Genomic DNA, 18,278 nt, shown 5'->3' with positions numbered 1-18,278 from the left:
AGCTGCCTAATTTAAGTGAGCTGTGTGTTGATGCAAAAACACGGGCAATGAGAGCGGCAGGGAGAGTGTCAACAGGCGGTGAGGGTATGGACTGACCACCTCTGTGTCTGCTGCAACCTGGCAACCTTAGTTTTTCAACCTTAGGCCCATAGCTTTGCGTGTTCAGCTTTTCAACTGACTTGCCGGTTTTGATTTTAACTATCCGCAGCAATTTGAACAGGGCTATCACATCAGCTGTGTTGTATCATTGAGATAACAATTTGATTTGGCTCGATATGTGGAATGTACAAAATTGTGCAGCATGAAAAATTATGGCGCGGACAAAAGCTAAAGCAATATCAGTGAAGTGCTGTGGTTGCAAATATGCTCAGGTTCAAAGGGTGTAGCTGATAGCTGATGGATAGTGCAGAATAAAAACAAAAGGTTATTTAGCACAAAGGAGCTTTACAGCTCCTTTGTCGGATGACACTGGGCGCGGCTCATTATCCGCCTAAACCCACATACACTGTTTGCACATCGTCATCGTTGTCGATGGCTTCGAGGAAAGCTTCTACTTCAGCGCGGGCCGCGTCATCCAGGCTCACCGGGTTCTTTGGTTTGTAAATCAGCTTGGCGGAGCTGACGCTAAAACCAAATTCCGGCAGGGCTTTTTGCACCAGGTCCAGATCAGTAGGTTCAGTGTAAAAAATTACACTGCCGTCTTCGTCCTGCTCAAAATCCTGAGCACCGGCTTCAATAGCGGCAACTTCTACATCAGCGTCTTTGTTGTCGGCTGTTGCTTCAATAGCACCTAAATAATCAAAGTCCCATGACACTGAACCTGAAGTGCCAAGCTGACCTTTACGGAACAGAATACGCATACTTTGCGCTGAACGGTTTTTGTTGTCGGTTAAACATTCAACAATCACCGGCACCTGATGTGGGGCAAAACCTTCGTACACTACGTGCTCGTAGTTCACCGGGCCATCCAGTAAACCCGCGCCTTTTTTAATGGCACGTTCCAGCGTGTCTTTTGGCATTGAAGCCTTGCGGGCGGTTTCAATGGCTAAACGCAGTTTGGCGTTCATTGAAGGATCGGCGCCGTTTTTCGCCGCCATCATAATTTCTTTGGCTAGTTTGGTAAAAATACGGCCTTTCGCCGCTGCAGTATCCTGCTTATGTTTTGCTTTCCATTGTGCGCCCATGGCTACAATCTCGCTCTGTGCTGTGTGATCAAAGAAAATGCAGTAGTCTAGCCAAAGGGCCTGACCGGCGCAACAGCCAGAGTGGGGTACTGCAAGTGGATTTATGTTCTGTGCTAGAATGCCGGCTGTTTTTTTGACAAAGAGATGTTATGAAGCTGCTGTCGTTATCCGGAGTTAAAAAATTCTCCTTATTGTTCTCTGTCCTCAGCCTGTGCTGTCTGAATCAGGCTTTGCATGCGCAGCCGCTCGAAGAGCAGGTAAGTGCAGCCGCCACTGCAACAGTTGAGGCCACTACAGATGTCGAAGCCACGATGAAAGCCATGGCGTTGTATTATAAAAAGGCGCTTGCAGCTGGCGATATTCCTCAAATGCAAAATGAAATCAATGCTTTACAACATGAAGTTGCCAGGGTGCAACAATATCAGTTTCCCGCAGAGAAACAGCCCTTATTCCAGCAAGGGCTCAGTGAAGTGCAGCAACAATTGACGTTGGTGCAACAGATGCTGACGGCGGGCGATCTGCCGGCGGCAAAACAGCAGCTGGCTAAAGTGGATAGCCTGAAAAAGCAATATCATAAAGAGCGCAGCCCAGGTTTCTGGCAATTGTTGTTTGGCGGCTAACATCTGATGAAGTTATAGGTTTTGAATACTAAAAAAGGGAGCAATCTGGAATGAATGGCTATGTGATGGTTGGGCTGGCTGCTTTTGGCATTGGTTTAGTGACCGGCAAATTAATTTACCAGCAACCACCACAACTGGTGGCTGTACCTGCCATTGGTACTGTGCCTGACGAATATCTGGCGCCAGTCAGTACGGGCGCTGCAGGTATTGCCGAGGGCCGGGTCGCCACTGAAAATTACGCTGACGATAGCGACAACAGTCAGAGTCACGACAGTGCTTTCTTCAGTGCCGGGGAAGCAACCACAGGTTTTTCCTGTGATGGCCGTACTATGTGCAGTCAGATGAATTCCAGAGAGGAAGCGGTGTTTTTTATTAAAAATTGCCCCAATACCAAAATGGATAGTGATCTTGACGGTATTCCCTGTGAAAGGGATACACGCTGGTAAAACCGGATTTTTTTCGGATTTTGCTCCGCTGAAGCTGATGTGGCCAAATTTGAAAGAAATGAAACCAGACAGGATTTAATAGTAAAAAGCAGCTGAGTAATCAGCTGCTTTTTTTGAAAAACGACGTTTTAACAGATCAGCTTTTAGTGATGGTGATCACAGTCGTCATCACATTCGTGATCGTCAGCAAAGTCGTCGTCGCCGTCCTGATGTTGCATCACACCCCAGCCGTCGTTGTAACCGCCAAATTTTTTCGCAAATTTGTCCAGTTCCGCTTCTTTGGCCGTGATAGCAGCATGATCCGGCACCATTGTCAGGCTGACAATCAGCTCCCATTGTTCCAAATCGTTAAAGTTCAGTTCAACTTCACCACCTTCATCCAGTGCTGTTAAAGCATTGAGTGCGGTTTCGGCTTTTTGTTTGTCCGGAAATACTAAATAAAAATCCAGCTCCAGGCTTTTGCTCAGATCCACACCGGCGTCAGCCAGTGCCTGTAGCATATCGCCGTTGCCATCATCCGGGAATTGACTCATTGGGCTCTCCGTGAAGCAATAATAAGGAAAAATTCTGCGCGCTAGTTTAGCAAGTTTTTAAAATATCCGGCAGCTAATTTCCTGCGCAAGCAGGCTGCGCTGCCTGGTATTGCCTGACAAATGCCTGCAGCTTTGGGAAAAACTGCAAAAACAACTGCTCAAACTGCGGCTGATAGGCAGTGAAATCGCTGATAACACCGGAAAATTCGTTGGCAAATCGCAAACGGCCGGCGATACGATCCAGCGCCTGGCCAATGCCTTCAAGTGACGCATAACTGCCAAACCAGTCTTGTGGCACCAGATAACTGATGGTGGTTGCCATGCGCTCTGGCATCAAAGCTCTGTCCTGCCACAGTTGCTGATAAAGGCGGCTTTTATACAGTAAAAATGGTTCAGGGTGAAACACCGGCCAGTGTTTGATTAAGTAGTGATCAAACAATACATCCAGCGCTACACCGGCAAAACGGCGGCGTTTGGCGGCAAATAACAATTTAGCCGCATGCACCTCTGGTGCCGCGTCAGTAAAACGGTCGATGGCTCTGTGCTGCATCAGGCCCGCTTTTGTTGCGGGTGAAAGCGCAGTTAAATCAACACCACGGCAAAAATCTCCCAGTAAATTACCAATCCGGGATTCTGTGTTGTTGTCAGCAAAATATAAATGCGCCAGATAGTTCATCTTTGGCCCGCAACAAGACTGATCTTGTTGGCCTTGATGCAGTTATTCCGGCACACAAGCTTTGATGTAACGGCACTGATGTTTTTTTGCATAAGAAACAATTGCTTGTTGCATCCGGCTTTGATGGGGCGAGCGCGCCGACAACACATAAAATGTATCAATGCTACTGAGTGCCTTGCGCTCTAAGTTTTTCAGCAGACTGGCATCTTTGGCTTGTGCATAAGCGCGAAACGGGCCGTCATAGGTTAATAAATGCTGGCTGCGCTGATGTAAAAATAAGTCGCTGGCGCTGGTGCTATCGGGTAAGTCCACAGGGATAAAACCACGTTCAAGCAATTTGGCGCGCTGGCCCTGATAATCAAAACCACGGATCAGCGCCACTGAGTTATCTCTGGGCGCCTGACCACGGTTTTTATGGCTGTACATCACCAGTTGCAGCTCTGAGTAGGGGGGCGCCACAAACAGATGCTGCCCCTGCTGAGGTGCCAATGCTTTAGTGCTTTTAATATTGATGCTTAAATCCAGCTCACCGCTGTCGAGCAGCAGATACATCCGCGCCGGCGTGACGCACACAGCTTCAACTTCAATCTGCTGCATGGCAAAAATACGGCGGCTGAGTTCAAAACCCGGGCCACCACAACTTTGGCCGTCGTTGCTGACAATAAAATCGGGTGGAAAATTATGCAGTCCCATTTTGATGCGCAAAGGTTCTGACGCTGCACAGGGCAGCGCAGCAAAAAGGATGGCCAGTACCAGCGCACAGCGCAATTTCATGAAGATTGCTGATAACGGTGTTCTGGCCTGCATAACATCACCTGATATTTACTTCTGACTTTGAGTATGAAAAGCCTGAGGCTGAGTTTCAAGCCTTTTGTGATGGCCGGGCAAATAAGGTCTGGGCAATACCACAGGCTAAAATCAGTACAACACCACTCATTTGCAGCAGACTGAGGTTTTCCTGAAATAACAGCCAACCAGCCAGGATCACCGCTGCCGGTTCAATATAAGCTAAAGTGCCATAGACCCGGGTTGGCAGGTGCTGCAGTGCGGTCAGCGCCCATAAAATAGCTAAAAACCCCGGGAAAATACCGGCTAATAATATCCAGGGTAGATCAGCGCTTAGAGGTAAGGCGGCGTCTTGCCAGAATGGCAGTACACACAAAGCGCCAATGGCCAGCTGATAAAAGGTGCGTTGGTACAAAGACTGCGCCGGATCGGGTTTTCGGTTTAACAGTAAAAATGCGCTGTAGGCCAATAACGACAACAAACCATAACCAAAACCGGGCAACTGTGCTGGCGTTAGCGCTAAATCCAGCTGAAATTGTTGCAGCATGGCAAAACCCAGCATGGCAAACACGATACATAAACTACTGGCAAAATTGAGTTTTTCATGAAACAGCCAGTGGGCGGCAAGACTGGTCAGCGGCGGCGCCAGGTACACCAGCATAATGGCGTTGGCCAGGCTGATACTCTGGATGGCTTGTAAAAAACACAGCATAAAACTGGCGAGCAGTACACCGTTGAGCAGCACATGCCAATCAGGTTTGTGTTTGAGCACTTTGAGTTGCCCACGCGCCAACAGCAGCAGCGCCAGACAAAAAGCCCCGACAAAAAGCCGGTAGAAGGTGAGTTCTGCAGCGCCAAGGCCGGAATAACGCGCGATAATGCCGCTGCTGGCCATACAAAGGGCAGACAACAGCGCCAGTACTACATAAAAATTCACATCTGATCCTTAGCTGGCAGCCGGTTCACCTATGCTGGGGGCTGCTTTTTTAGTCTGGCCGGCAAAACTGTGGTTTGCGGCAATTGTTTCAACAGATATGGCGGTTGTCTGCTGAGCGCTTAGCCGTTTAGCGTTTAGTCGTTTTGTGTTTAGCGTTTAAGAGGCCTGCTGCAGCTGCAGCAGGCACTTATTGTTATTGCGCTGCACTCCATAACAGGGCTTTGTGGATCACCGCCTGATTCAGTGGCCCGGTCTGACCGCCTTTACCACCGGTATAAAGCGCAAAATGTTGCAGATAACTCATGTTAAAGCCATCCACAATGCTGATTTTGCACTCTGTGCCTGCCTTGGCTTCAAAGCTGGCGACTGTGGACAAGCCGGCTTCGGTGGCTGTTGCCAGATGTGGCATCACCAGTGTGCTCTGCTGCATCGGGAGTTCAGGACATTGCACCTGCAGCTGTTTTACCACAGCGGTAATACCGGTATTAATAGGGCCGTTGTCGATAAAATATTCCAGAGCCAGCCGCTGGGTGCCGCTGTGGCTGATGTTGGCGCTCAGCTGCAGTTTTTGCTCCGGCAGGCCCCAGTTTTTAAATACCGGCAAGCCAAGATAATCGGTTGCAGTTAAATCATCACTTTGCAACCTGTCACCTGCGACAAACTCTTGCTGTTGGCCTGCGGTGCAGACAGTGCGGCTTGGCAGGGAGGTTAACGCAGTATCTGTGTAGCTTTGTACCAGCGCATAACATTGCGAAACGTGACTGCGGTCTTTATCCAGATAATGATCCCGCTGCTTTTTCAGCTGCACTTTGGCGCCATTTTTATACAGGGTGAACCGGGTTTTTGTTTCGCCATTGGCATCAAATTTCAGCAAGGTTTCGCCTTTATCATTGCTGGTCAGGCTTAATAATGGCTGTTTTGGCGCAAACAACGCCCTTTGTTCAGCTTTACTCAGATTATGGTTATCGGCCACTTTTAACATTCTGACCGTGCTTTGTTGCTGGGCCACAGGAGTGAGCACCATCTCAATCTGGTTTTGTTCGGTAGAAAAATCATCCAGTTGCAGCTGCAGCTGATGGGCCGAGGTCAGGGCTTGTGCCACCCCATTGATCCGCACTTCGGACAGCTGATAACTTTGCTGTTTGCCGGCTTTGCCCTGCAGCTCTATGGTGAGCTGCAGTGTTGTATTGCCAAGGCGCAGATTTTCCAGTTTCAGCTCGTTGCCAAGCTGTAAGTCCTGCGCCAGCTGAGCCGGAATATAAGGGTTCAGCTGTAAAGTGCGGCCAGACACCGCCACACCAAACAAGGCGTTGACGACAAAGTCGTGATAAGCGGCTACAGACCACAACTGACGCTCAGAGTTAATGACAGGCCCTGATAATTCGCCGTCATCGACATGGGCTTTTTGGCTTAACCATTCCAGATTTTCCATATTGGATAAGTTAAAAGCCGCGCCCTGAAACAGCGACATGGCAATTTTATGGAAGAGTTCAGCATGCTGGCGCGACTTGGCAGCTCTTAAGGCATAAGCGCTGACAAAAGGCCAGATGGCTCTGTTGTGGTAAATCGGAATTTGTTGTTTGGCTGGAAAAAACACCGGTGGGCCGGCCTGGGTCAGCGGGTAATTTTGTAAGATTTGATCAGCCTGCGCACTTGAAGCCACCTGATGGTTAATGGCCAGCGCTAAACCCAATAAATCATATTGTTGCACCGGCATTGGGTTAAATTCCTCGCCCAGATAACTGGCGTATAAACCTTGCTCCGCCAGCCAGAACGACTGGTTAATAGCGCTTTTCAGCTCATCGGCCCAGCGCGCAAACTGTGCAGCTGCCGCTGGCTCCTGGGTTTTGGCGGCTTCTGCCACCGCCTTGAGCGCGGCGTAGTGCAGCACATTGGTGGACAGGGCATAAGACTGTGCCAGGAAGCGGGTATCTTTGGCGGTCCAGTCCGGATAATTTTGCTCGCGCCAATCTAAAAACGAAGTTTCGCCACGATATAACCCCAGTTTTTCACTAAAGATATATTGCCTGTCCTGCAGCAGGGTATTTTTGGCAATGGGGTACCACTGTGCCTGCCAGGCTTGTTGCGCTTCAGTGCTGCTGCTATCGGCCATGGCGTTCAGGGTCAGGCCGCTGGCGGCTAAAATCCACACCACCCGGTCTGAGCTGACAGGCCAGCTGCCGCCTGAGCCTGTGTCCTGCAATGCCACTTCAATAGGAGAAACCTGGCGGGCTACCAGCTCAGGCCGCACTTTGGAGGTCTTAAATAACAATGAGTTACGGGCGCGTTCAGCGTCAAGATAACCCAGACCTAAATCCAGGCTGTAGGATAAATCGCGGGTCCAGACATAATGCCATTTGGCGCCGGTTTCAAAACAAGGGCAGGGTACCGCCTGCTGGTCGTTAAAACCCCAGTCGGTAATTTCATTAACGCTGTTCTGGTTTTTTTCCAGCTGCGCCAGGCTAAACAGGGCGTCGAATAACACATTCTGGCTACGCACCTGCAAATCGACGGCACTGACGCTCAGGGTTTTTGTTTTGGCGCTCGGTGCTGCAGCTTCGGCGTTGGCGCTGCCATCGGCACTTTTGAGTGGCACGGCATTACTTTGCAGGCTAAATTCGCGCTGACCATCGGCCAGCAATAAAGCTTCTATGTTCACCTTGCCAAACTTATTGGCATATTGCCGCTGCTGCTGGCTGGCCTCGCTGTTAGCCCAGGCACTCTGGCTCAGGCCGACTAAGGTGGAAAAAAGTCCCAAAGCAAAATAAGAGCGCATAAGCATACCTGTCCTTGCCGATAGAATCGGTTTGAGTTTAACAGGCTCTTGGCGCTGAGTGTATGGTGCAGGGTACAAAAAACGCTGTCAGGCAAAGACTTAGCAATAAGTTTACAAGAAGGGAGCCATAAGCCGGTGCTGCTGTGGCTGATGTTATTGCAGCAGCTGCTGATGTCGTAATAGCCTCCGCTGAAGTGACAACATAAATAACAGATGGCGCAAATAAAAAATGGCGCAACAGTGCAGCTGGTGGTTTATCGGGCTGAACTGCAGTGCTGCTTTGCCCCCTGATTTATTCTGCAACCGGGGGCAGACCAGTTAAAATTGCCTGCCGCTCTGCTTCAGTCAGCAGGGCGCAAAGGGCGGTGCGCCGGCGGTATTTGCGGCTTTTAGCATCATCGCCAAGCAGGCTTTGCCGGAATAACTCTGGCTTGTCCAGCTGTATTAAAGCGCTACTCCAGAAAAGATATTCACCGTGGCGCAGCAGTCCTTGCTGATAACGCTCGTCAAGCTGCTGCGCAATACGGGCAGCTTGTTGAGGCTGTGCCAGCAGTTTTTCCACCATGGCCTGATGTAATAACCAAATCTGCATATCAAGCTGACGTTCTTTGGCTGAGCTTGTTGTTTTTTGCCGGCGCTGTTGGCGGCGCGATTTAGGCTGCCAGGCGGGTGTGCTCAGCAGTTGACGCCGCTGTGGCAGGGTGCTCTGTGCTGTAGTTTCGCTCTGTTGTTGCTCTTGTAGTTCTTGTTGCTGATCCATATCGTTGTTTTATCTGTTGTTGTCGTTATTTTTTGCTGTTGCCGCCTGTAGCTTGTCTCTAATGAAAATTGCGTGCTGCAGTGGCAAGTTCAGGCAAACAGTGGTCCAGGCTTTGTAGTTGTCCGGCAATCACATGGATCACTTCACCACTGCGTTGTAACTGTCCGGCCACCTGAAGAATACGGCTGGTTAAAAAAGCGGTTTTATCACGTTGGGCAATAGTGCGCCACACCACCACATTGACCAGCCCGGTTTCATCTTCCAGTGTGATAAAGGTGACACCACCGGCGGTGCCGGGGCTTTGTCGGCAGGTAACCAAACCCGCCACCTGCACCGGCAGTTGGTTGGCAAGCCTGGGTAAATCCACGGCCTTTTGACTTTTTTTCAAAAAGCCGGCCTGGCGTAATAACGCCAGAGGATGTTCAGCCAGACTCAGCCCCAGCTGGCGGTAGTCTTCCAGTACATTGCTGATGGCTTGGGGCGCCGGTAGCGGGCAGGAGGCGGCTTCTTCAGCCACGGCAAACAGCGGTAAAGTGTCCAGCTGGTCTTGTAGCTGCCAGCGGCTGGCATAACGGTGGCCACTGAGCTGTTGTAAAGCACCGGCGCTGGCCAGTTTTTCCAGTTCAGCTTTGCCGGCGCCACATTGTTTCAGTACCGTCAGTGAGGCAAAACCAGTTGCGGGGCGTTTTGTCAGCAGCAATGTTGTGCTGGCCTGAGACAGGCCTTTGACCTGCTGTAAACCAAGCCGTAACGCCCGGCCATCTGCTGTTGTTTCTATCTGATGTTGCCAGGCCGAATGCTGGATACACACAGGTAAAATGGTGACGCCTTGGCGGCGCGCATCCTGTACCAGCTGCGAGGCACTGTAAAAACCCATAGGTAAGCTATTGAGTAAACTCGTAAAAAACTCAAGTGGGTAATAATGCTTTAACCAGGCTGACGCATAAGCCAATAAGGCAAAACTGGCCGAATGCGACTCGGGAAAACCATATTCACCAAAACCACAAATTTGCTGGAAAATCTGTTCGGCATACTGCTGGCTGTAGCCTCTTTCCAGCATGCCGGCAATCAGTTTTGGCCTGAACTGCTCCAGCTCACCGGTTTTTTTCCAGCTGGCCATGGCGCGGCGCAGTTGGTCGGCTTCACCGCCGCTAAAGCCTGCCGCCACCATCGCCAGTTTAATCACCTGCTCCTGAAAAATAGGCACCCCCATGGTACGGCCCAGCACCTGCTCCAGCTCTTTTGACGGATAACTGACCGGCTCCAGGCCTGCACGGCGGCGTAAAAACGGATGTACCATATCGCCCTGAATAGGGCCTGGCCGCACTATGGCAATTTGGATCACCAGATCATAAAAACAAGCCGGTTTGAGTCTGGGTAGCATGCTCATCTGGGCACGGGATTCAATCTGAAAAAGCCCGACTGTATTGGCTTGCTGGATCATCTGATACACCGCCGGATCGTCCCCGCTGTTGCTGATATCGGCCAGCGTCAGCGCTGTGGCGGCGCTGTTATTCACCAGTTGCAGGCATTTTTTCAGTGCGCTCAGCATACCAAGCGCCAGAATATCAACTTTAAGCAAACCCAGTGTTTCCAAATCGTCTTTGTCCCACTGGATCACGGTGCGCTCGCTCATGCTGGCATTTTCCACCGGCACCAGCTCATACAAAGGCCCGGCGGAAATAACAAAACCACCCACATGCTGGGATAAATGCCGTGGAAAACCGCGGATTTGGCTGATCAGGCTGATCAGCTGTTGGTGTTTGGGGGCGGCCGGGTCAAAACCATAGTTGGTCAGTTGTTGCCACCAGCTTTGGCTGGAGTCACGCCTGTTGATCTGCTGCAGCCATTGCTCCAGTTGCAGCGGATGAAAACCCAGCGCTTTGCCAACATCACGCAGGCTGCTGCGAAAACGATAACTGACCACAGTGGCGGCTAAAGCAGCTCTTTGCCGGCCATATTTGCGGTAAATATACTGAATCACTTCTTCGCGCCTTTGATGCTCAAAATCCACATCAATATCAGGCGGTTCGGAGCGCTCTTTTGAAATAAAACGCTCAAACAACACCGATATTTTGCGTGGATCCACAGCTGTGATGCCAAGGCAATAACAGACCACTGAGTTAGCGGCTGAGCCCCGGCCCTGGTACAAAATGTGCTGGCTTTTGGCAAACTGCACCAAATCGGCAATGGTCAGAAAATAATAGGGGTAATTCAGCTCAGCAATCAGCGCCATTTCTTTATCAATAAGCTGCTGAATATCAGCAGGCACACCGCCCGGAAAACGTTCGCAGGCGCCCTGGCTGACCAGCTGCTGCAGATGTTCAGCCGCAGTTTTGCCTTCTGGCACCAGCTCAGCCGGGTATTCGTATTGTAAGCTGCCAAGGTTAAAGTGGCATAAAGCGACAATGTGACAGCTTTGCTCCAGCAAAGCTGCATCAAACAGCCGCTGCAGTTTGGCAATAGGCCTTAAACAACGTTCAGCATTTGGGCTTAAGGCAAAACCGGCTTGTTCAACTGTGGTACCCAGCCGGATGGCAGTCAGTACATGCTGCAGCGGTAGCATGCTGGGTTTGTGCATCAACACTGCGCCTACAGCAGTGCTGCGCAGCCCAAACTCAAGGGCAAGTGCCTGACAATGCTTTTGATATTGGGCATCTGTTGCTGTTAATAACCTTTGCTGAGCCAGATACAAGCGCTGGTTAAAATGCTGCACCAGCCAGCGCGCCCAGCGTCTGTCTTGCGCGCTGCCCTGGGGTAACCAGAGCACCAGGCAATAACGGCAGCTTTTTAAATCCCAGATATTCAGTTGATACTGGCCTTTTTTTGCCCGGCGACGGCTATTGCTGATAATACGGCACAGCTCGGCATAAGCAGCACGGCAAGGGCAGAGTAGCACCAGTTCTAAGTCGGGTGGTAATTTGAATACAGAGCCCACAATCAGCTTTAGTGGCAGTTGTTGCTCCCGAATGCGCCGGTAAGCGCGAACCACACCAGCCACTGAACATTCATCAGTGATGGCAAGTGCCTGATAACCAAGCTGATGGGCGGCATCGACCAGCTGCTCCGGGCTGGAAGCGCCGGTTAAAAAAGAAAAATTGCTCTGGCAAAACAGCTCTGCATAAGTCATCAGGCAAAATACCCCTGCAGATACCAGCCCGTTTTGTCTCTGAACAACCAGCACCACTGGCCTTTGGCATTGCGACCAATCTGATAATCACGTTCTATCGGCTTGCCATCCCACCAGCCGCTGACCAGTCGTTCGATACCGGGTTGTAACTGCATCTGCTCCTGGAGTGGCACAGGCGTTGTCAGTAAAAAAGCAGGCCTGAATAAGTCAAAATTGTGATGGTTCGCCTGTTTCAATTTGGCACCAGGAGCTGTGCCCCTCTGGTTTACTGCAGCGCTTTTTATGCTTGTACCCTCTGTTGTTGTGCTTTGGGTTGTCGCATTGTCTGCTGTTGTTTCTTCTGTTGCCCGGGCACTGGTCAAAGTTGCAGTACAGGTGCTCTGATGCAGCTTTGTGCTGACGGGCCGGTTTTTGATATTCAGTGACGGCACAGTACCGCTGTTGAATGGCAAACACTGGTTGGCTTCGTCTGGTCTGTGTGCTGCCACAGTGTTGAGCTGATACAACAATTCAGGGCCAAATTTAGCCAGCAATAATGATTGCAGCTGTGCTGGTGTCTGAGCCGTAGTGGTGCGGTCAAACAAGGTCAGCGCTTGCTCTGGGCGCAAACACGCCTGCCGGGCACAGAGCTTGAGCTGTACCACTGGTGCTTTGAGTTTCAGCTGTTCCAGCTGCAGCTGGCATAAAGCCAGCCAGCGCTGGTACTGGTATTCCCCCTGGGCAGACTGGATTGACAGCTGCAGAGTTTCCCCCTGTTGCAACTGCAATTGCAGCTCCAGCAGATAACAATGTTGTGCCCGCTGCAGTAAATAAGCCTGGAGTTTTTTTAACAATAACGTCAGCGGGCCTTGCAGCTGTGCAACAAACTCACACTGATACAAAAGTTCCAGTTGCGCCAAAAATTGCTCCGGCGGTTGATAAAAGCTCAGCCTGGAGGGGCGCTCGCCGCTCAGTTCCTGTAAATAAAGGCATAGAGTTTTTGCAAAACGCCGGCTCAGTTCAGCCTGAGGCAATGCCTGTAACTGTGAAAGCCGTACAATCCCCAAAGCACTGAGCTGCTGCAGCACGTCGTCGGGGAGTGGGCTGGCCGCCAGATTGCATTGCGCCGGGCTGGCCTGTTGTAAGTCTGTGGCCAGCTGCTGCAGCTGTATTGGTGGGAGCCTGTTGCCGGCCTTGCTTGCCAAGGCCGCTGTGGTGTTTTTTCGCTCTGTTGTGGCCACATTTGGGTCTGTTACAGCTGCTTCAGATGTAAAAAACGGCAGTGTAAAAGGCTGGTCACAGGCCAGTAAACGGGCCGCAGCTGCTGTGTGACCTGCGCCCAGCAAAATATGCACCCTGGGAAATTGTTGACGCAGCAATAACAACAAAGGCGCAAGCCCGCCATAAAGCTGCAGCATAGGATCAACCCTCAGCCATAAAGCCGCCGGTGCATCCAGCGCTATATCGGCACAATACAGATACAGCTGACTGGCCAGCTGTTGCAGCTGGTTGTGTTCCAGCTCCGGCTGATAAGGGATGAGCTGCACATCAGGCGCCAATGCGCAGGCCATGCTGATGTTATGCCCAAGGCAAATACCATCCTGCTGTGCCGCTTCATTGAGCTGACAGACCTGTAGTTTTTGATTGTCTATCAGGCAAATAGCAGGTTCAGCTCCGGTGCTTGTGGCACTGTCACAGGCGGCTGGAGCCTTGAGTTCCTGATACAACAAATCAAGTTGTAATGAAGGAAAACGCAGATATAACCAAAGTGCATGCATTGCCGCTATCTCAGGCGCTTTGGCTGAAAGCTTGCGCTGTGTTCAGACAGCTTAGTGCAGCCTGAGTTTTGCTGGCAGCTGCTGTAGGTTCAGCCGGCATACACAGCTGCGGATAATGCTGTTGCCAGTCAAGCACAATGCGGCCGCGATGATGGCCTCCTCTGCGTTTTAAAATATCAATAGCAATACCCTGTGGGTGAGGGCTCAGTTGCAGGCTGAGCGCCACCGGTAGCGCTAATTGTGATTGGGGTGGCCTGAGCAACAGATGACAGGATTGGCCTTGTTCAGCACAAAGTTGCAGTCTTTTCAGCTGCGCCACCGAAATGCTGGCCTGCCAATGTAATACGGCGCTGCAACAGCCACTTTTTAAACAAATCTCGGCGGCCCAGAAGGCATCTTTGGCATTGTGTGGCGTTAAAATCAGCAGCTGAGACAACTGCAGACCAGCCTGCTGCAGCATTTGGCCGCAAAGCTTTAGTGGTGGGGCAATAAAAACCAACAGCTTCCCCTGTTGTTGCTGTTGTTGCAGCAGTGGCAGTAACAACCGCAGCTCGCCAATCCCAAGCTGACTTTGAAGATCAACCACAGTATGCAGCGGCCAGCCACCGGCCAGCGCTTGATCTAATTCGTGAAAACCGGTACTGACCACAGCTGTGGTCGCCTGAACTTCACTGAGTCTCCAGACTTTTCCTGTGGCTGTGAGTTTTGACAAAGCAGACATAAAAACACACCAATATACTGTATATAAACACAGTATATCTGGTTTTTTGCTCAGTGCAATTTGCATCTGAAAATGTTGGAATCCTTGCCTTGTAACAAATTGTTGGAACCGTCTTTGGGACTGAGTGTGGAGCGCATTTAAAATCAGCCAGTTAAGTCTGAACCGACCGTTCATCCCGGCTCTGTTGTTACACAGCAGATCGGCAAAATAACAACCTTTGATAGCCGCCCTGCAACTATTAAACAGAGCTCTGGCATGCTTATGCCGGGGAGTTTTGTGCAGTTAAGGCCATCGCCAGGCTCCGGGAGCCGCAGTTATGCGGTAAAAAATGGAATGAAGAAGGAGTATGATGATGAGAACATTCAGTTCGGTTCTGCTTGGGGCTTGTTTGCTGGGGGCCAGTGCTGCACAAGCAGCAATTTATGTGGCTGGTGATAAAAGTCCGGAAACCCGGTTATGCGTTAGTGCGGCGATGGACAATGCCTTTGGTTTTGTGATGAAGATGCGCCAAAGCCATCTGACAACCCGTTATATTGCTCATCGTATTAGCTGTAATGGCAAAAACATTACTGCTTTTGCTTATGACGCCGGTAATATCCAAAACTACCGGAAATTAAGTCGTTACAACCGAAGTTATGTTGAAATCAAAGATCTGGCACAAGTTCCGGCGCTAAAAGCAACCGGGACTGTAGTGGTGATCCAGGGAGGTAGCGAGGCATTATTCATCAGTAACTAAGATATGTGATTATGCAGACGAAAAAGCTCCCCGGCACTGTGCCGGGAAGCTTTTTGCCTGAACCCGCTTTTTCCTGCGTGCCAGCATTTTTGTATTTGCCTGCCGTTTCATCCTGTCTCTTTATGGTGTTTTGCCGCGCAGTGAGCTGAATCAGCCTATTTCATTCAACTGCGGCCGGCCTGTTTTTTTAAAGCCAGTCTGTTTTGTAAAAACCAGGCTGAGTTGGGGGTGTAACTCAGCTCCGATCTGCGAATCTGTCCTGTGTTTTGTAAAGTGCCATCTGCATTTTGCTTTTGTACGGCGGTAGCCTTGTAACAAATTGTTGGGATGCCTTGTGCTATAAGGCTGTAAAGCGCGAGAACAATCAGCAAGTTAGGCATTGGCTTACCGTTCATCCCGGCTCTGTTGTTACACAGCAGATCGGCAAAATAACAACCTTTTCGCCATCTCCTGCAACTATTAAACGGAGTTCTGGTGTGCCGGTACGGCAGTGCATCATCAGTACCCGGGAGCCGCATTCATGCGGTAAAAAATGGAATAAGGCAGGAGTAACATTATGCGAGTTTTCACATCAGTTTTGCTTGGGGTTTGTTTGCTGGGCGCCAGTGCTGCACAGGCAGCAGTTTATGTGGCTGCTGATAAAAGTCCGGCAACCCGTTTATGTGTCAGTGCGGCCATGGACAGTGCTGTTGGCTTTGTGATCAAAATGCGTGAAAGCAATATGACACGTCCATTTATTGCCAATCGTATTACCTGTAATGGCAAAAATATTACCACTTTTGCTTATGAAGCCGGTAACACCAAAAATTATCAGCGATTAAGCCGTTATCACCGTGGTTTTGTTGAGATCAGCGACCTGGCAAAAGTACCTGCGGTGAAAACTACAGATGCTGTTGTCGCTATTCAGGGCGGTAGCACTGTGGTATTTGCCAGTAACTAAAGTTTTTGCTGTAGCGTGATTCTGCACAGCCCCGGTATCATACCGGGGTTCTTTTTTCTGGTTTTTGTGTGTACTTGATCTGTATGCAAAGGCATTGCGTATTGTTTTCTGCAGGGTAGAACGCTGTTTGGTTTCGTTAGCTAACGTTCTGTGAAGATGGTAGTTTTGCACGGAATTTGTTACGTAACTTTTTGCTGCTCATAAATAAGTAATTGGGATATATCATCTTTTTCGAGGTTTTTATCAGTCAGTCCAGCACCCATATAAGGTTAGGCCAGCATCGCGGTATTATTTTTGATTTAGATGGCACTCTGGTTGATTCACAACTGGATTTTTCGTTGTTATGTCAGTTACTGGGCTGGCCGGTGGGTACCGCCATTCTGGAGCATTTAGCCACTTTAGGGCAGGCTGAACAGCAAAAAGCCCGCCACATCATTGAAGATTTTGAGTTGTCAGCCGCAGCTAAGGCCTGCTGGATGCCGGGCGCTGCTGCGCTGCTTCAGCTGCTGAAACAGCGGTCGGTTCCAAGCGCTATCCTCACGCGCAATACCCGCAAGGCTACTTTGCTTTGTGCAGAAAATCTCGGGCTTGAAGTGGATCTGATCCTGACCCGCGATGATTGTCCGGCTAAACCCGATCCTGCCGGTCTACACCAAATTGCCGCACAGTGGCAAATACCCTGTGCTGAATTGCTGTTTGTGGGGGATTATTTGTTTGATCTACAAACAGCAGCCAATGCCGGCATGCCCAGTTGTTTATACCGCAATCAGTACAATGGTCATTTTGCCGCCAGAGCCGACTTTGTCATTGATCATTTTATTGAACTACATCAGTTTTATCACAGATAAAAGCAGCAGCCGGCAGGATCGGCACAGACATTCCTAAATGATATTGCTAAACTACAGGGCAATTCGCTAAGTCAATGCCGCAAGGCACATTTTTGGTCTAAAGGTGCAGGGTGTCAGTCGCAAAAATCAGTCCAGCTCAACTTAAAATTGGCTTTTTTATTCAGCTACCCGTGAACTGGATGAAACATCCTTTTATCACCAATAAATTTAAAATTGAAAATCATCAGCAAATTGCCATTATTCAGGGGCTGGACCTGGAGTTTGTGTATTTTTTTCCCGATAAAAGTAGTGTCGATTTATCTGCCGAGCCCGAGCCTGAAACCACTGAGCTCAGCATGCAGGCTGCCAATCTTAAATCTGAGCTGGAGCGGGAAAAAAATGCCCGGATAGAACAGGCAAAAGAGCAGCGCCGGCAACTGCAAAAAACCGAAAAAGCCTTTGAGCAGTCCATGGTGCAGGTGCGCAATGTGATGGCTAAAATTGGCTCTCGTCCGTTGCAGGCTATTGATGAAGCTTCACAGTTGGTTGGCAATATTGCCGATACCATTATTAACGCCGATGCGCTGGTGTTACACCTGATTTCGCAGGCCGGCAAAGAGCAGGAGAGTGTGTATTATCACGTGCTGAACGTGTCGGTGCTGTCGATGATGCTGGCGAAAAACCTGGGGTTAACCGAAGAAAAAATAAAAATGGTTGGGCTGGGTGCTTTGTTTCACGACATCGGCAAACTGAAAATTCCAAGTCAAATCTTACGTAAAACCGAACCTTTAACCACACCCGAAGCCAATCTGCTTAAACTGCATACCCGTTATGGCGTGGAGCTGTTAAAACTCACCCAGACCTTCCCGGAAGACGCCATGACTATCGTGATGCAACACCATGAGTATCTGGACGGTTCTGGTTATCCTGCTGGCCTTAAAGAGCATGATATTGATTTACTTGCAAAAATTGTTGCTGTTGTCAATGAGTTTGATAATTTGTGCCATCCGGTCGACCCCAGCAAAGCCCGTTCGCCACACCATGCTATGTCTTATTTATTTAAAGCAATGAAAGGCAAGCTGGATACTGCCCAGATGGCCACCATGATTAAAATGATGGGCGTTTATCCGCCTGGTACTGTGGTGCTGCTCAGTGATCAACGTATTGCCATGGTGATGTCGGTCAACAGCGGCAAATTGTTATATCCGAATGTGATGGTGTATGAACCACAAATTCCACGGCTGGAAGCGCCGGTTATTGCGCTGGAAGAAGGCAAACTCAGTATTGAAAAGGTATTAAAACCAACGGCTTTACCACCACAAGTCTATGAATATCTGAATCCAAGGGCTCAGGTCAGTTATTACGTGCAGGGCGAGCAGCATAAAAAATAATGCTGCTGTGCAGATTCTTATTGTTGTGATGTTTTTTGTGTTGGCTTAGCGCCTTGTT

16 protein-coding genes and 1 riboswitch are annotated in these 18,278 nt (G+C 49.9%); of the genes, 6 read left to right on the top strand and 10 right to left on the bottom strand.

Annotated elements, in window-relative coordinates; translation table 11 throughout:
- Positions 1-108: 108 nt before the first annotated feature.
- Positions 109-194, bottom strand: a riboswitch (cyclic di-GMP riboswitch).
- Positions 195-482: 288 nt separating this feature from the next.
- Entirely contained in the window at positions 483-1,184 is a 702-nt protein-coding gene (locus N3Z11_RS06505) for a YebC/PmpR family DNA-binding transcriptional regulator (RefSeq protein ID WP_260656348.1), read from the bottom strand.
- Between the two features lie 149 nt (positions 1,185-1,333).
- On the opposite strand from N3Z11_RS06505, the gene N3Z11_RS06500 reads away from it, so the two are divergent.
- Positions 1,334-1,804: a cytochrome b562 gene (locus N3Z11_RS06500; RefSeq protein WP_260656347.1), complete on the top strand. Its 471-nt coding sequence runs from the start codon at positions 1,334-1,336 to the stop codon at positions 1,802-1,804.
- 50 nt (positions 1,805-1,854) lie between these two features.
- Positions 1,855-2,250, top strand: a complete 396-nt coding sequence (locus tag N3Z11_RS06495; protein WP_260656346.1) for an excalibur calcium-binding domain-containing protein — start codon at positions 1,855-1,857, stop codon at positions 2,248-2,250.
- A gap of 143 nt (positions 2,251-2,393) precedes the next feature.
- On the opposite strand, the gene N3Z11_RS06490 is transcribed toward N3Z11_RS06495, so the two are convergent.
- The 9 genes from N3Z11_RS06490 to imuA form a co-directional block, all read right to left on the bottom strand.
- Complete coding sequence (locus N3Z11_RS06490) at positions 2,394-2,783, bottom strand: ribonuclease E inhibitor RraB (RefSeq protein ID WP_260656345.1); 390 nt, start codon at positions 2,781-2,783, stop codon at positions 2,394-2,396.
- A gap of 73 nt (positions 2,784-2,856) precedes the next feature.
- A complete protein-coding gene (locus N3Z11_RS06485) occupies positions 2,857-3,459 on the bottom strand; it encodes an ACP phosphodiesterase (RefSeq protein ID WP_260656344.1) in 603 nt (200 codons plus the stop codon).
- 42 nt (positions 3,460-3,501) lie between these two features.
- The gene (locus N3Z11_RS06480; protein WP_260656343.1) at positions 3,502-4,233 is read right to left on the bottom strand and encodes a hypothetical protein; all 732 of its coding nucleotides are present in this window, start codon (positions 4,231-4,233) and stop codon (positions 3,502-3,504) included.
- Positions 4,234-4,321: 88 nt separating this feature from the next.
- On the bottom strand, positions 4,322-5,182 hold the full coding sequence (locus N3Z11_RS06475; protein ID WP_260656342.1) for a DMT family transporter: 861 nt from the start codon (positions 5,180-5,182) through the stop codon (positions 4,322-4,324).
- Between the two features lie 193 nt (positions 5,183-5,375).
- Positions 5,376-7,958: a hypothetical protein gene (locus tag N3Z11_RS06470; RefSeq protein WP_260656341.1), complete on the bottom strand. Its 2,583-nt coding sequence runs from the start codon at positions 7,956-7,958 to the stop codon at positions 5,376-5,378.
- A 292-nt stretch (positions 7,959-8,250) separates the two neighbouring features.
- The gene (locus N3Z11_RS06465) at positions 8,251-8,718 is read right to left on the bottom strand and encodes a hypothetical protein (RefSeq protein ID WP_260656340.1); all 468 of its coding nucleotides are present in this window, start codon (positions 8,716-8,718) and stop codon (positions 8,251-8,253) included.
- Positions 8,719-8,776: 58 nt separating this feature from the next.
- Positions 8,777-11,848 (bottom strand): error-prone DNA polymerase, encoded by a 3,072-nt coding sequence (locus tag N3Z11_RS06460; RefSeq protein WP_260656339.1) that lies wholly within the window; start codon positions 11,846-11,848, stop codon positions 8,777-8,779.
- Positions 11,848-13,605, bottom strand: a complete 1,758-nt coding sequence (locus N3Z11_RS06455; protein ID WP_260656338.1) for a Y-family DNA polymerase — start codon at positions 13,603-13,605, stop codon at positions 11,848-11,850. The genes N3Z11_RS06460 and N3Z11_RS06455 overlap by 1 nt, the downstream gene beginning before the upstream one ends.
- Positions 13,606-13,615: 10 nt before the next feature.
- Positions 13,616-14,326 (bottom strand): translesion DNA synthesis-associated protein ImuA, encoded by a 711-nt coding sequence (imuA, locus tag N3Z11_RS06450; protein ID WP_260656337.1) that lies wholly within the window; start codon positions 14,324-14,326, stop codon positions 13,616-13,618.
- A gap of 352 nt (positions 14,327-14,678) precedes the next feature.
- Here imuA and N3Z11_RS06445 point away from each other — a divergent pair, with 352 nt between their 5' ends.
- From N3Z11_RS06445 to N3Z11_RS06430, 4 genes are all read left to right on the top strand, one after another.
- Positions 14,679-15,062, top strand: a complete 384-nt coding sequence (locus N3Z11_RS06445) for a DUF3718 domain-containing protein (RefSeq protein WP_260656336.1) — start codon at positions 14,679-14,681, stop codon at positions 15,060-15,062.
- Positions 15,063-15,618: 556 nt separating this feature from the next.
- Positions 15,619-16,002 (top strand): DUF3718 domain-containing protein, encoded by a 384-nt coding sequence (locus N3Z11_RS06440; protein WP_260656335.1) that lies wholly within the window; start codon positions 15,619-15,621, stop codon positions 16,000-16,002.
- Between the two features lie 212 nt (positions 16,003-16,214).
- Positions 16,215-16,850 carry an HAD family hydrolase gene (locus N3Z11_RS06435; protein WP_260656334.1) on the top strand — a complete coding sequence of 212 codons (636 nt, stop codon included), beginning with the start codon at positions 16,215-16,217 and terminating at the stop codon, positions 16,848-16,850.
- A gap of 110 nt (positions 16,851-16,960) precedes the next feature.
- A complete protein-coding gene (locus tag N3Z11_RS06430) occupies positions 16,961-18,220 on the top strand; it encodes an HD-GYP domain-containing protein (RefSeq protein WP_260656333.1) in 1,260 nt (419 codons plus the stop codon).
- The last annotated feature ends 58 nt before the right edge of the window (positions 18,221-18,278 follow it).

This window comes from Rheinheimera sp. 4Y26, from assembly GCF_025245835.1.
Taxonomy (GTDB): Bacteria; Pseudomonadota; Gammaproteobacteria; order Enterobacterales; family Alteromonadaceae; genus Pararheinheimera.
This window is presented reverse-complemented; position numbering and strand designations above follow the sequence as displayed.